Consider the following 13,004-nt stretch of genomic DNA (forward strand, 5'->3'; position numbering starts at 1 on the left):
GTGGCCGCGGGCGCGCCCCTCATCATCTTCGACAAGGTCTGGAAGAGCTATGGCCAGGGCGAGGCCAAGGTGCACGCGCTGGCCGGCGTCGACCTTGCCATCCGGCGCGGCGAATTCGTCGCCATCATGGGCCCTTCCGGCTCGGGCAAATCGACGGCGATGAACATCATCGGCTGCCTCGACACGCCGACGGCCGGAACCTACTCCTTCTTGGGCGTCGACGCCGGCCGGCTCGACCGCAACCGCCGCGCCATGCTGCGCAACCTCTATGTCGGCTTCGTCTTCCAGGGCTACAATCTCCTGGCGCGCACCACGGCGGCGGAAAATGTCGAACTGCCGCTGATCTATCGCGGCGTGGCCAGCCGCGAGCGTCGCGACCTTGCCATGCAGGCGCTCGCCCAGGTCGGCCTGGTCGGCCGCGAGCATCACACGCCGGCCGAGCTCTCCGGCGGCCAGCAGCAGCGCGTGGCGATCGCGCGCGCCATCGTCACCCGGCCGATGCTGCTCGTCGCCGACGAGCCGACCGGCAATCTCGACACCGCCCGCACGCATGAGATCATGGAACTGCTGACAAAGCTCAACAAGGAGCTCGGCCTGACCGTCACCATGGTCACCCACGAGGCCGACGTCGCCGACTATGCCGAGCGCACCATCCGCTTCCTTGACGGCCACGTCGCCTCCGACGACGTGAACTTGGAAACGGCACAGCCATGATCTGGGAAACCGTCCGCCTCTCGCTACGCTCGATCCGCCGCAACGTGCTGCGCTCGTTCCTGACGCTGCTCGGCATCGTCATCGGCGTCGCCGCCGTCATCGCCATGCTGACCATCGGCTCGGGCACGACGCAGAAGGTCAAGGCCGACATCTCCAAGCTCGGCAGCAATCTTCTGGTTGTTCGTGCCGGACGCCCGGCAGGCCCCGGCGGTCCGGGCGGGCTCGACCAGGTGGTGCGGCCGCTGGCCGAGAAGGACCTTGCGGCGCTGATCGCGCATCTGACCGGCGCGCGCGCCATTTCGCCGGCCTCGCAAAAGCAGGTCCGCGTCATCTTCGGCACCGAGAGCCTGACCTCAGGCGTCACCGGCACCGACAGCGCCTATCTCGATGCGCGCGACTGGAAGCTGGTGTCGGGCCGCCCGTTCAGCGATTCCGAAACCCGCTCGGGCACCGGCGTTTGCCTGATCGGCGAGACGGTGCGCCAGCAATTCTTCGGCGCCGGGGACCCCGAAGGCGAGATCATCCGCGTCAACCGCACCTCCTGCAAGATCATCGGCCTGCTCGAGCCCAAGGGCTACACCGGCTTCGGCCAGGACCAGGATAATGTCGTCCTGATGCCCCTGCACGCCTATCAGCGCCGCATCGCCGGCAATCGTGACATCGACAACATCTACATCGCCGCCGACGACCGCACGCCGACCAGCGAGTTGCAGCCGCGCGTCGAGGACATTTTGCGTGATATCAGGCGCATCACGCCGGATCGCGAAAGCGATTTCGCCATCCGCGACATGACGCAGATCGCCGACGCCATGGCCAGCGCCACCACGACCATGACCGGCATGCTGGGCGCGGTCGCCGGCGTCAGCCTTCTGGTCGGCGGCATCGGCATCATGAACATCATGCTGGTCTCGGTCACCGAGCGCACGCGCGAGATCGGCATCAGGCTCGCCATCGGCGCGCACGAAAAGCACATCCTGATTCAATTCCTGGTCGAGGCGACGGTGCTGTCGCTGCTCGGCGGCATCATCGGCATCCTGATCGGCCTGGCGCTCGCCGGCCTGGCCTCAGCGACGCTGACCATCCCCTTCGCGCCGAGCCCGGCGGTCATCCTGCTCGCCGTCGGCTTCTCGGCGCTGATCGGCATGGTGTTCGGCTTCTTCCCGGCCCTGCGCGGCGCCCGCCTCGACCCGATCGACGCGCTGAGGCACGAATAAAAGGCCGGACCGGCTCCGCCACGGCCGCGGCTAACCCCAACCTTGGACGCTTGCCGCACCGACGGCCCTGTCGCCCGCTGGTCGACGATGCCAAGGCAAGACATCTCCGGTCGAGGGAACAACGCATGAGCAAGAAGGCGCGACTGATCGTGACGACGGTGATCATCGAGGCCGCCCTGGCAGGCATCTGGTGGCACCTCGCCCGCTTCGGCACGGCCAATCCCGATCGCGTCACGTCGGATTTCCAGGCAGTCGTCGGCCAGACCATGGGAATGGCCATTGGTGGGTTGCTGGGCATCGGCTTTATCTTGTTCCTCGTCGCGGCCCGCAACGACCGCAAGGCGGCGCAGGAGAAGACGCGCCCTTAATCCACGCCGGAAAAGTGCCACTCGATCAGCGGCTTCATATACGATGTCAACCCGTCCGGCAGGTCGCCGGCATGGCGTATGACCACCGGCCCTTCGATCTCCGGATCGGTTTCGCTGGCGACGAAGGCTGAGATTCGCCGCGCGATCTCATCAGCCGGCGCCGGCTCGTGATAACGGCGGAAGATCACCGTGCCGCTGTTCGTCGACAAGGCGTGGTAGCGCTCGCCGCGTTCAGCAGCCGACAGGTCGAGGCCGGTCTCCTCGCGCACCTCGCGGATCATGTTGAAGTCGACATCGACCAGCCCATCGCGGAAATCGACGGGCTCGAACGAACCGGCGGCGAAATAGACGCGGCCGGCATTGACCGTGTGACGTCCCATGCGGATCGCCACCAGCGCATTGTCGCCGGCCACCAGCATGGCATGGGCATAGGCATGCTCGGCTCCGGACTTCTCGCGCTGCTTCCGCCAGAGCATGAAGGTGGAGTAGTTGACCGCATGGCAGCGGCCGATCAGGCTGTTGTCACGCCAGGCAAGCTGCGACAGCAGCACCACCGTGCCGTCGAACAGCGCCGGATTGGCTGCTATCTCGCGCTGCCAGTTCTCGGCGATCGCCGCGGCATTATCCCTGGCGAAGGGATGCGGGCCGGGATCGAGCCGGACGTCGACGGCATCGACGGGCAGGATGACATTGCGCGGAAGATCGAAACTCATGCGTGTAAGCCCCACTGTCGCCTATCGAGGCCCGATCATGCTTATCCAACCATGTCCAGCGTGATCGCCACCGGGCAATGGTCAGACGCTTTCGGCCGGTCCCAGCCGGCGCGCGGAAAGCGCTCGACTTCCTGGCCAGCCGGAAAGATCGTGCGCCAGGGCTGGCCATTGCGGATGATGTCGGGAACAGCGGTGGCGTTCTTCGCCGCCAGCCCCCTGGACAGCAGGATATAGTCGAGCTGGCAGAGATGCCGCTCCTCGGGTCCACGCGTGTGATAGAAGGTCCAGCGGTTCATTTCCGGCCGACGCTCGATGACGTTCTCGCAGAAGCCCCCGGCGGTCAGCACGTCGATGCAGGACCGCGCCTCGTCGATCACCTCGAAATGGTAGCCGTCGACATCATCGCCGGCGATCTTCACGCGCTGTCGGTAATCATTCATGTCACCACAGATCGCCCAGCGCTTGTCGGCGGCATGGTCCTTGCCGAAACGCTCCTCGATGATCCGCCGCACCGCTTGCGCCTCGGCGATGCGCACCGGCATCGTCGCCTCGCGCCCGTCGAGCCCGTTGCGCGGCGAGCCCATCGACTTGAAATGCACGAGATAGAGCGTCAGCGGCACGCCGCCGACGGTGATGTCGACTTCCAGGCAGTCGCGCCGGAAGATGCGTTCATTGGCCTGGCTGCCGAGGGCCGCCAGTTCAGGCGTGTGCAGCCCGAACTGCTCATAGGTGACGTAGGCATGGCTGGTCATGCGCACGAATTCGATCGGCTGTCCCTGCGCGGTCTCGTTGCGCATCATCACGGCGACATCGATGCCGCGCGAGTCATTGCCTGAGGTTGTGTATTTCTGCCGATAGCCCTGCCCCACCATCTTGAACAGATAGCCGTATTCGAAGGCCTTCAGGGCCTCGATATTGTCGACCTCCTGCATGCAGATGATGTCGGCCCGGGTGGCGGCGATCGCCAGCGCCGTCAGCTGGCGCGTGTCGTCGGACTGCGCTATGGCGCGGGCCTGCTCCAGCATCTTGTATTCGGCTTCGCTCTGTATATCGAACAGCGCCAGCGTCCGATCCTCGTTGAGCTGGTTGCGATAGCCGGAAAAGTCGAACCTGTTCATCAGGTTCTCGACATTGAAGGTGGCAAGGCGCAGCGACATGCCCTGACCTTTGCCTGCAAGAGCGCCGGAACACAAGATCGCAGGACCACAAGCCAAGATCGTTGGACCTGACGGCATTCGCGCCATGGTTGACGGAACCTTTCCGTTCATCCGCCGTTCAGACGCAAAGATCCACAGTGGGCCCATTCCAGGGTAGGCGTGGGGCCTTTAGCTCTTGGAGAGTGTTATGAACTCGCTCTTTTCATCCACCATCAAATCCGGGCTGATTGCGCTCGGCATTGTCTCCGGCATCACGGCGCCATCGGCCGCCGGACCGATCATGCAACCGGATCTGGCGCTTCCTACAAGCACGGCAGCACCGGCTGTAACGCCGGTGCGCGAAGGGTGGGCCGGTGGCAATAACCGCCCGGCCTTCAGTGACGACTGGAGATGGCGCCGGTCAGGTAACTGGAACGGTGGTCGGCGCTGGAACGGTGGAGGCAACTGGAACGGCGGAAACTGGAACCGCGGGAACTGGAACCGCGGGAACTGGGACCGCGGCGATGACTGGCGTTGGCGTCGTCATCACCATCGCGGCTACTATGATGACGGTGCGGGTGCCGCGATCCTTGGCCTTGGCCTCGGGCTCGGCCTCGGCAGCATGTACAACAACTACAACAACTACGACTACTATGCGCCGGCACCGCGCCGCTATTACCGCGCCGGGCGGCTTTCCAACGCCCATGTCCGCTGGTGCTATAACCGCTACCGGTCTTACCGCGCCTGGGACAACACGTTCCAGCCCTATGGCGGCCCGCGCCAGCAGTGCTGGTCGCCCTATAGCTGAGCTGTAGGTCAGACCGAACAAGGTAAAAACGGCGCCTCGCGGCGCCGTCAGATTGATTACAAACCCCTCGGTTTTTGACAGCAGTCAAAATCGAGGGGTTTTGATTCCGGTTTGTTCGCGATCTGAATCTGAGACGTTCCGTGAATCTTGGGTGATTTCGAGACGTGCGGAGGTTTGTCAGCAGTCTGACGGCGCCTCGCGGCGCCGTTTTCTTGTTTTGATTGGGAAGAACGGATTTCGATCAGTTCTTGGCCTTGTCGACGAGCTTGTTCTTCGAAATCCACGGCATCATCGCGCGCAGCTTGGCGCCGACTTCTTCGATCTGGTGGCTGTCGTTCATGCGGCGAATGCCCTTGAAGCGCGACAGGCCGGCGCGGTATTCCTGCATCCATTCCGAGGTGAATTTGCCGGTCTGGATGTCCTTCAGCACGCGCTTCATCTCGGCCTTGGTCTCGGCGGTGATGATGCGCGGACCGGAGACATACTCGCCCCATTCGGCGGTGTTCGAGATCGAGTAGTTCATGTTGGCGATGCCGCCTTCATAGATCAGGTCGACGATCAGCTTGACCTCGTGCAGGCACTCGAAATAGGCCATTTCGGGCGCGTAGCCGGCTTCCACCAGCGTCTCGAAGCCGGCGCGGATCAGTTCGACCAGGCCGCCGCACAGCACGACCTGCTCGCCGAACAGATCGGTCTCGCATTCCTCGCGGAAATTGGTCTCGATGATGCCCGAACGACCGCCGCCGACGCCGCAGGCGTAGGACAGCGCCAGGTCGAGCGCATTGCCCGAGGCATCCTGGTTGACGGCGACAAGGCACGGCACGCCGCCGCCCTTCTGGTATTCGCCGCGCACCGTGTGGCCCGGGCCCTTCGGCGCGATCATGACGACGTCGACGGTCGACTTCGGCTCGATCAGGCCGAAATGCACGTTGAGGCCGTGCGCGAAGGCGATCGCCGCGCCGTCGCGGATGTTCGGCGCGATTTCGTTCTTGTAGATGTCGGCCTGCAGCTCGTCGGGCGTCGCCATCATCATCAGGTCGGCCCATTTGGCGGCGTCCGCCACGCTCATCACCTTGAGCCCGTCGGCCTCGACCTTCTTGGCGGTCGCCGAGCCGGCCTTAAGGCCGATGGCGATTTCCTTGGCGCCGGAATCCTTGAGGTTGAGCGCATGCGCCCTGCCCTGGCTGCCATAGCCGATGATGGCGACCTTCTTGCCCTTGATCAGGTTGAGATCGGCATCACGATCGTAATAGACGCGCATTTTTACTTCCTTCCCGTTTCTTGAGATCAGAGGCCCTGCGGCCCGGTTTTTGCTCCGAAAAGAGCGAGAAACTGCTGCGTCGCCCGAACGGCATCGCCGCCGATCGTCGCCTCAGTCAATTCCAGCCGGTCGCCAAGCAGCAGACGGATCTGCACGTCACGGGCGACCAGCCCGAAAAAGCTGCGGAATGCCGTCTCGGCATCCGCAAACTCGAGAAGCCCGGCCTGGCGCCCCGCCTCGAGCACCGGCTTCAGCCGCCTGGCCAGCGCGAAGCGGCCGTTCTCCAGCACGACGGCGCCAAGGTTGTCCTTGCCGGAACCGGCATGGCCGACCGCCACCCGGTTGAGCGCGATGGACGTGTCGCTGGAAATCACCTTCAGCCAGTCGGAAGCAAAGCGTTCGAGGCTCGCCGTCAGCGAGGCAAGGTCAAGCCCCTTGCCGTCGACGGGCGCCACGCGCACCTTGGAGGCCTGCCACTGCACGGTCGCCGTCAACAGCCCGTCGCGGTCGCCGAACCATTTGTAGAGCGTTTCCTTGGAACAGCTGGCCCGCCGCGCCACCGCGGTCATGGTCAGCTGATCGCCCTCCTCAACCAACAACCGCAACGCCGCATCCAGAACGGCCTTCTGCCGCTCCGTCAGCGTCTCGCTGGTGTCGATGTCAGGCACGATGTGCACCACGCTCTTCCCTCGGCAGGTAAGGCCGTCCAGTTCTTCCGGATAGCCGTACCGTACGTTACGGTTCGGCATATTGCGCAATCCGGCCCGGCGCGCAAGGGGGCGGCGCGGAAAAAAGATCGACGGCCGCGAGCGCCAGCGCTGTCATTGAGGCGTCGCCGCACAGCGGCCAGATCAGTCGAGGACAGGCGGATCACGCAGCCGGCCCAGCAGCGCCGACACCATCTTCAGCTCATCCGCTGAAAGTTTGCCGCCAACCAGTTCGGCGATTGATCGTCCATAGACGGCCCACATCCGGCGGCGCGTTTCGCGCCCCTTGGCCGTGATGCGGATGGTCTGCCCGCGACCGTCATCGGCCACCGGCAGCTTCTCGACCAGACCGTCGGCCTCGAGCCGGGCCAGCAGCCGCGAGATGCTGTACTGCGCAAACAAAGTGCGCTCGATCAATTGAAACGGCCGCAGACCGCCCTCGCCCGCCTCGGCGAGCTCGTGCAGCACGTCGTACCAGGCAAGCGGCGGCAGGCCGCCCTCCTTCAGCGCGTCTTCGACGCTTTCCACAAGCTGGCGCGAAACCCGCATCAGGCGAGCCCAGGCCTTGATGGCTTCCGGCGAAGGCGTGGCTTTCTCGGTCATGGCCGCACCATAAGAGATAGATGCAGATGCATCAAGCTTGACGATCAATGCAGATGCATCTATATGCATGCAACTGCATCAACATCGGAACCAATCCGTGAACGCCCTCATTCTCGTCAGCCACCCTCTCTGCCCCTACGTCCAGCGTGCGGCGATCTCGCTGACCGAGAAAGGCGTGCCGTTCGAGCGCGTCGACATCGACCTCGCCGACAAGCCGGACTGGTTCAAGGCCATCTCGCCGCTCGGCAAGGTGCCGCTGTTGCGCGTCCAGCGAAATGGCGACGAAACGACAATCTTCGAATCCGCGGTCATCCTCGAATTCCTCGAGGAGACGCAGGCTAAGCCCCTCCACCCGGTCGACCCCTACGCCCGTGCCCGGCACCGTGCCTGGATCGAATACGGTTCGGCCGTGCTCAACGCCATCGGCCGGCTCTATTCAGCACCGACCGAGGCCGGTTTCCTTGCCGAGTCCCGCGCGCTGTCGGGGATGTTTGACCGCCTTGAGGCCGAACTGGCGGACGATGCCTTGCGGAGCGCGCCATGGTTCGCCGGCCACCGCTTTTCGCTGGTCGATGCGGTGTACGGCCCTGTCTTCAGATATCTCGACGCGTTCGACCGGATCGGCGATTTCGACATCCTGGACGGCAAGCCGCACGTCCAGGCCTGGAGGAAGGCGCTGAGTGATCGTCCGTCGATCAAGCACGCCGTCGCGCCGGATTATCCGCAGCGTCTGCATGCTTTCCTGCAAGCGAAGGGATCCTTCCTGTCGAGCCTCATCCGCCGTGGCGATCAAGCCACCGAGCTTCGACAAGCCCTGCCGCCTGAGCGGATCGATCATCATGCCGGCGACCATGGAGGCGAGCGCCAGCAGAAGCGTGCAGCGGCTGGGCGAACTAAGACCTTGTGACGCGCACGTCGCGGTTATCCGTCCTCGGCCAATCCGTCTCCTTTAACCCTGCCCGCCTGAACGGATCGATCACCGTGCCGGCGACCATCGACGCCAGAAACTGCGGCGCCGGCGGAATTTTCGCGACGGTCGCCACCAGCCTGTCGCGGATGAAGGGCAGTGCCACCGAATCCGATTGGTAGAACGGCGTGAACGCCAGCGACAACGCCTGGAAGACACGCACGTGCCAGCGCCGCGCCTTGGCATAGGCTGCGAGCGCTGCCTCGATGTTCTGCGTGCGCGCCAGCGCGTGGCTGAGCGCGGCGGCATCGAGCAGCGCCATATTGGCCCCTTGCCCAAGCTGCGGGCTGGTCGAGTGCGCGGCATCGCCGATGACGGCCAGCCGCCGGCCGACCGGTTGTTTCATCGTGTGATGGCCGTAGCGGGCCAGCGACAGCTGGTCGAAACTGTCGATCTGGCTGGTGAACGCTTCGCTTTGCGGCCACAGCCGCACCACCTTCTCCTTCCAGGCGTCGAGGCCGACAGCGCGTACCGCGTCGGCATCATCAGGCTTCAGGCTCCAGAAGAAGGCCGCCATCGTCTTTGCGCCCGGCTCCGACCGGCCGATCGGCAGCACGCCGATCATCACGCTGGCCTTGTCGTAGCGCTGCGACAGCGCGTGCTCGTCAAAGCCTTCGCCACGCCAGCCGAGCGATGCCCAGAACGCGCCATAGGTCAGAGGGTGTGGCGCGCCCGCAGCGCCAACGCTCCGCCGCAGTTTCGAGCGCGAGCCGCTGGCGTCGACGACCAAGTCGAACGGCCCCGCACTTCGTCCATTGCCACAGACAAGAATCGCCCGCTCGCCGGCCTCGACCGTCTCGATCTCAACGCCGGTCTCGATGGCGATGGCCTCGCGCTGGGCGGTGCGGAAGAGCACGCCGAACAGCGCCGCACGGTGCACGGCCAGGCCGAACCGGCGGCCGCGCTGGGCATCGTAGCGGACGTCGAGCACGGTGCTCCCGGTCGAGGCATCGGCGCCGTGCAGCCGGTCGATGCGGGCGCCGAGTGCCAGTATGTCGTCGAGCAGGCCGAGATCGGCCAAAACGGTCAAGCCGGTCGGCTGCAGCTCCTCGAAGCGCTCGAAGATGGTGACCCTGTGCCCTGCCCGCTTGAGATACAGCGCCACGGCCAGCCCCGCCGGACCGGCGCCTGCAATTGCAATGTCGTAGGAAATGCCGATGCCCCCAAGCCGAACTGGCCGGGACAATCCTTCAGCCGCCTGATGAAATCAAGTCGCGCCGTCGAACGCTGCCCGGCGGTTCAAGCCGAGCGAAGTCACCGGCAAGCCGCTTGACGTCATTCAGCTGCCCGACGAGGTCCTGACCGAAGGCGTGAAGGCGGCCGGCGTTCCCGAGGAATTCGCTCGCGTCATCGTGTCTTTCGACGCCAACACGCGGTCCGGCCGCATCGCCATGGCAACGGACGCGGTCGAAACGCTTTCCGGCAGGAAGCCGCGAACGCTGAAACAGTTCCTCGAAGCCAACAAGGCCGCACTGGCTGGCTGAAAGGCGCTACTTCTTGAGCAGGCCGAGCCGGATCAGACTCTCGCCGGTGGCGGCCAGCGCGTCTTCACGCGAGCGTGGCGCCCAGCCGAGCATGCGCACGGCCTTGGCGCTGGTGGCATTCTTGACGTTGCCCAGTTCCGTCACCAGCTGCGCGGCTTCGGGGTTGAACAGTCCCACGATCCGCACCAGCCAATCGGGAAGTTCCCGGGTCTTGACGCGCGCTGCCGCGTCGCCGAGCCGCGTCTTCAAGGTCTGCGCGATTTCCCGCACAGTCATGAAATCACCCGATATCGCCAGGAAGCGCTCGCCTTTGGCGGTTGGATTGGTCATGGCGCGCACATGCAGGTCAGCCACGTCGCGTGCGTCGACCACGCCGAAGGACAGGCGCGGCAGCCCCGGCACGGCGCCGTTCATCATGCGCTGGACGAATTCGGTGGAGGTCGAATGGTCGGAGCCGAGCACAGGCCCGAAGATGCCTACCGGATTGACGACCGCCAATTCCAGCCCGCCGCCCTCCGCGGCGATGAAATCCCAGGCCGCGCGCTCGGCAAGCGTCTTCGACTTCACATAGGCGCTGACCTTGGCCGTCGGATCGGTCCAGCTCTCCTCCGTGAACGGCCGGCCGTCGGGCGGCATCTTCCCGTAACCGATTGCCGCGAAGGACGAGGTCGGCACGACGCGTTTGACACCAGCGTCCCGCGCCGCCCGCAGCACGCGCAGCGCCCCCTCGCGAGCCGGGATGATCAGATCATCCTCGTGCTTCGCCACGCCGGGTGGAAATGGCGACGCAACATGGAGCACATAGTCACAGCCGGCGACTGCTTGCGGCCAGCTGGCGTCGCTCATGAGGTCGGCCATGGCAAACGAAAGCCTGTCGCCAGGCTCGGCACCGCCGGCCTTGAGCATGGCCAGAACATCGGTTTTACGCCTGGCGGAGCGCACCGTCGTGCGCACGCGGTAGCCCGCGTTCAGCAGGGCAAGGATACAGTGGGCGCCGAGGAAGCCCGACCCGCCGGTGACAAGGACCAATTCGCCGCTCATGCCCGCCTCCGCACCTTTTCAGGCAAAGGCGATCGAACTTGTCAGATCGCCACCTGTGTGCCGATCTCTACCACGCGGCCGGTCGGGATCTGGAAATATTCGGTCGCATCCGCCGCCGTGCGCGCCAGGCCGATGAACAGGCGGTCCTGCCACACCGGCATGCCGGAATTGGGCGAGGCCTTGAGCGAGCGCCGCGACAGGAAGAACGACGTCGTCATGATGTCGAACTTCCAGCCCTGCTTGCGGCAGATCGCCAGCGCGCGCGGAATGTTGGGCTGTTCCATATAGCCGAAGGTCAGCGTCACCCGCATGAACAGCTCGTTGACCGTCTCCATCTTGACCCGGTCGCTGTCGGACACCACCGGCTGCGGCGCCGTCACCACCGAAAGGATGACGTTCTGCTCATGCAGCACCTTGTAGTGCTTCAGGCTGTGCATCAGCGCTGTCGGCGCGCTGAGCGGATCGCTGGTCAGGAACACCGCGGTGCCGGACACAAGCTGCGGCTTCTTCTTCAGCAGATTGGCGGCGAGGAAATCGAGCGGAATCTCGTTGCGGCGGGTCTTGTCGAACAGATAGCGGCTGCCACGCACCCAGGTCCACATGCCCAGCACGATGGTGAAGGCCACCGCCAGCGAAGCCCAGCCGCCCTCGAACACCTTGACGATGTTGGAGGCAAAGAAGCCGATGTCGATCAGGCCGAACAGCGCCGTCAGCGCAATCGCCGGCCAGAGATTCCACTTCCAGATGCGCGTCATGATGACGAAGAGCAGCGTGGTCGTCACCAGCATGTTGCCGGTCACCGAGATGCCGTAGGCGGAGGCCAGCTTGCTGGATTCGCCGAAACCGACCACCAGCAGCATCACCACCAGCGCCAGCAGGAGATTGACGCGCGGCATGTAGATCTGGCCGGACTGTTTTTCCGAGGTATGCAGGATTTCGAGGCGCGGCAGCATGTTGAGCTGCACCGCCTGCCTGGTCAGCGAGAAGGCGCCTGATATCACCGCCTGGCTGGCGATGACCGTCGCCGCGGTCGCCAGCACCACCATCGGGATCAGGGCCCAGCCCTCGTTCATCTCGAAGAATGGATGGCCGACGACGCCGTTCTTGGCCAGCACGAAGGCACCCTGCCCGGCATAGTTGAGCAGCAGACAGGGAAAGACGATTGACAGCCAGGCCAGCACGATCGGCTTGCGGCCGAAATGGCCGAGATCGGCATAGAGCGCCTCGGCGCCTGTCACCGCCAGGAAAATGGCGCCGATGGTGACGAAGGCAACATCTGGCGAATGGATCAGGAAGGCAACGATGTAGTGGGGGCTGATCGCCCACAGGATTTCCGGATCGGCGACTATGTGATTGAGGCCCGACAGACCGATCGCCAGGAACCATATCGCGGTCACTGGGCCGAAGACCAATCCCACCCCGCCGGTGCCAAAACGCTGCACTGCGAACACCACGGCAAGAATGACCAGCGTGAGCGGCACGACATAGGGCTGGAAGGCAGGGGTGACGACATTCATGCCTTCGACCGCCGACAGCACCGAAATCGCCGGCGTGATGACCGCGTCGCCGAAGAACAGCGAGGCGCCGACTATACCGATGCCCAGGATGACGGCCGAGCGCTTCGGGAAACTGCCGCGCGCCAGCGCCATCAGCGACAGCACGCCGCCCTCGCCGCGGTTGTCGGCGCGCAGCACGAACATGATGTATTTGATGGTGACGATGATGGTCAGCGACCAGATGATCAGCGACAGCACGCCAAGGATATCGCCGCGTTGCGCGACGTTGCCATGGGACGACGCCACCAGCGCCTCGCGGAAGGCGTAGATCGGGCTGGTGCCGATATCGCCATAGACGACCCCGAGCGCGCCCAGCATCAGCACCTTGGTGCTGTGCTGCTCGATTTCTGGATGGCTCGATTGTTCGACGGGTTCTGCCTCAGTACCAGCATTGGTAAGGGCCATGGACGACACTCCGATAAGCGCGCGGTG

The 13,004-nt window shown here is 64.6% G+C and carries 13 protein-coding genes and 1 pseudogene; 6 read left to right on the forward strand and 8 right to left on the reverse strand.

Annotation, left to right across the window (positions count from 1 at the left end):
• The 3 genes from FJ546_RS11250 (at position 1) to FJ546_RS11260 (ending at position 2,296) form a co-directional block, all read left to right on the forward strand.
• Positions 1-714: an ABC transporter ATP-binding protein gene (locus FJ546_RS11250; RefSeq protein WP_140889396.1), complete on the forward strand. Its 714-nt coding sequence runs from the start codon at positions 1-3 to the stop codon at positions 712-714.
• Complete coding sequence (locus FJ546_RS11255) at positions 711-1,928, forward strand: ABC transporter permease (RefSeq protein ID WP_140889397.1); 1,218 nt, start codon at positions 711-713, stop codon at positions 1,926-1,928. Before FJ546_RS11250 ends, FJ546_RS11255 begins: the two co-directional genes overlap by 4 nt.
• Before the next feature lie 125 nt (positions 1,929-2,053).
• Complete coding sequence (locus FJ546_RS11260) at positions 2,054-2,296, forward strand: hypothetical protein (protein ID WP_140889398.1); 243 nt, start codon at positions 2,054-2,056, stop codon at positions 2,294-2,296.
• On the opposite strand, the gene FJ546_RS11265 is transcribed toward FJ546_RS11260, so the two are convergent.
• Positions 2,293-3,009, reverse strand: a complete 717-nt coding sequence (locus tag FJ546_RS11265) for a hypothetical protein (protein WP_140889399.1) — start codon at positions 3,007-3,009, stop codon at positions 2,293-2,295. The genes FJ546_RS11260 and FJ546_RS11265 overlap by 4 nt on opposite strands.
• 41 nt (positions 3,010-3,050) lie before the next feature.
• Positions 3,051-4,166 (reverse strand): endonuclease/exonuclease/phosphatase family protein, encoded by a 1,116-nt coding sequence (locus tag FJ546_RS11270; protein WP_140889400.1) that lies wholly within the window; start codon positions 4,164-4,166, stop codon positions 3,051-3,053.
• Positions 4,167-4,353: 187 nt separating this feature from the next.
• On the opposite strand from FJ546_RS11270, the gene FJ546_RS11275 reads away from it, so the two are divergent.
• Entirely contained in the window at positions 4,354-4,953 is a 600-nt protein-coding gene (locus FJ546_RS11275) for a BA14K family protein (protein WP_140889401.1), read from the forward strand.
• 241 nt (positions 4,954-5,194) lie between these two features.
• Here the strand turns inward: FJ546_RS11275 and ilvC are convergent, their stop codons facing one another.
• The 3 genes from ilvC to FJ546_RS11290 form a co-directional block, all read right to left on the reverse strand.
• Entirely contained in the window at positions 5,195-6,214 is a 1,020-nt protein-coding gene (gene ilvC / locus FJ546_RS11280) for a ketol-acid reductoisomerase (protein WP_010910140.1), read from the reverse strand.
• A gap of 26 nt (positions 6,215-6,240) precedes the next feature.
• The gene (locus FJ546_RS11285; protein WP_181167906.1) at positions 6,241-6,894 is read right to left on the reverse strand and encodes a TetR/AcrR family transcriptional regulator; all 654 of its coding nucleotides are present in this window, start codon (positions 6,892-6,894) and stop codon (positions 6,241-6,243) included.
• 171 nt (positions 6,895-7,065) lie between these two features.
• Positions 7,066-7,524, reverse strand: coding sequence for a MarR family winged helix-turn-helix transcriptional regulator (locus tag FJ546_RS11290; RefSeq protein ID WP_140889563.1), 459 nt, complete (start codon positions 7,522-7,524; stop codon positions 7,066-7,068).
• 67 nt (positions 7,525-7,591) lie between these two features.
• Between FJ546_RS11290 and FJ546_RS11295 the strand changes: the two genes are divergently transcribed.
• On the forward strand, positions 7,592-8,431 hold the full coding sequence (locus tag FJ546_RS11295; protein ID WP_246686809.1) for a glutathione S-transferase family protein: 840 nt from the start codon (positions 7,592-7,594) through the stop codon (positions 8,429-8,431).
• Here the strand turns inward: FJ546_RS11295 and FJ546_RS11300 are convergent.
• Positions 8,418-9,677, reverse strand: a complete 1,260-nt coding sequence (locus FJ546_RS11300) for an NAD(P)/FAD-dependent oxidoreductase (RefSeq protein ID WP_140889403.1) — start codon at positions 9,675-9,677, stop codon at positions 8,418-8,420. The two genes, FJ546_RS11295 and FJ546_RS11300, sit on opposite strands and share 14 nt — an antisense overlap.
• 61 nt (positions 9,678-9,738) lie before the next feature.
• Between FJ546_RS11300 and FJ546_RS11305 the strand changes: the two are divergent.
• Positions 9,739-9,975: pseudogene (locus tag FJ546_RS11305) on the forward strand (SDR family NAD(P)-dependent oxidoreductase); the annotation flags it as partial.
• A gap of 6 nt (positions 9,976-9,981) precedes the next feature.
• Here the strand turns inward: FJ546_RS11305 and FJ546_RS11310 are convergent.
• Together FJ546_RS11310 and FJ546_RS11315 are read right to left on the reverse strand one after the other, a co-directional pair.
• Complete coding sequence (locus tag FJ546_RS11310) at positions 9,982-11,016, reverse strand: aldehyde reductase (RefSeq protein ID WP_140889404.1); 1,035 nt, start codon at positions 11,014-11,016, stop codon at positions 9,982-9,984.
• 41 nt (positions 11,017-11,057) lie between these two features.
• On the reverse strand, positions 11,058-12,977 hold the full coding sequence (locus FJ546_RS11315) for a potassium transporter Kup (RefSeq protein WP_140889405.1): 1,920 nt from the start codon (positions 12,975-12,977) through the stop codon (positions 11,058-11,060).
• Between the last annotated feature and the right edge of the window lie 27 nt (positions 12,978-13,004).

The organism is Mesorhizobium sp. B2-4-19 (assembly GCF_006441315.1).
Taxonomy (GTDB): Bacteria; Pseudomonadota; Alphaproteobacteria; order Rhizobiales; family Rhizobiaceae; genus Mesorhizobium.

What these genes read in the sequence shown, in the direction of transcription:
- FJ546_RS11290 (WP_140889563.1), bottom strand. Translation starts at nt 7,524, where the DNA reads ATGACCGAGAAAGCCACGCCTTCGCCGGAAGCCATCAAGGCCTGGGCT.
- FJ546_RS11310 (WP_140889404.1), bottom strand. Translation starts at nt 11,016, where the DNA reads ATGAGCGGCGAATTGGTCCTTGTCACCGGCGGGTCGGGCTTCCTCGGC.
- FJ546_RS11275 (WP_140889401.1), top strand. Translation starts at nt 4,354, where the DNA reads ATGAACTCGCTCTTTTCATCCACCATCAAATCCGGGCTGATTGCGCTC.
- ilvC (WP_010910140.1), bottom strand. Translation starts at nt 6,214, where the DNA reads ATGCGCGTCTATTACGATCGTGATGCCGATCTCAACCTGATCAAGGGC.
- FJ546_RS11315 (WP_140889405.1), bottom strand. Translation starts at nt 12,977, where the DNA reads ATGGCCCTTACCAATGCTGGTACTGAGGCAGAACCCGTCGAACAATCG.
- FJ546_RS11255 (WP_140889397.1), top strand. Translation starts at nt 711, where the DNA reads ATGATCTGGGAAACCGTCCGCCTCTCGCTACGCTCGATCCGCCGCAAC.
- FJ546_RS11265 (WP_140889399.1), bottom strand. Translation starts at nt 3,009, where the DNA reads ATGAGTTTCGATCTTCCGCGCAATGTCATCCTGCCCGTCGATGCCGTC.
- FJ546_RS11260 (WP_140889398.1), top strand. Translation starts at nt 2,054, where the DNA reads ATGAGCAAGAAGGCGCGACTGATCGTGACGACGGTGATCATCGAGGCC.
- FJ546_RS11295 (WP_246686809.1), top strand. Translation starts at nt 7,592, where the DNA reads ATGCAACTGCATCAACATCGGAACCAATCCGTGAACGCCCTCATTCTC.
- FJ546_RS11270 (WP_140889400.1), bottom strand. Translation starts at nt 4,166, where the DNA reads ATGTCGCTGCGCCTTGCCACCTTCAATGTCGAGAACCTGATGAACAGG.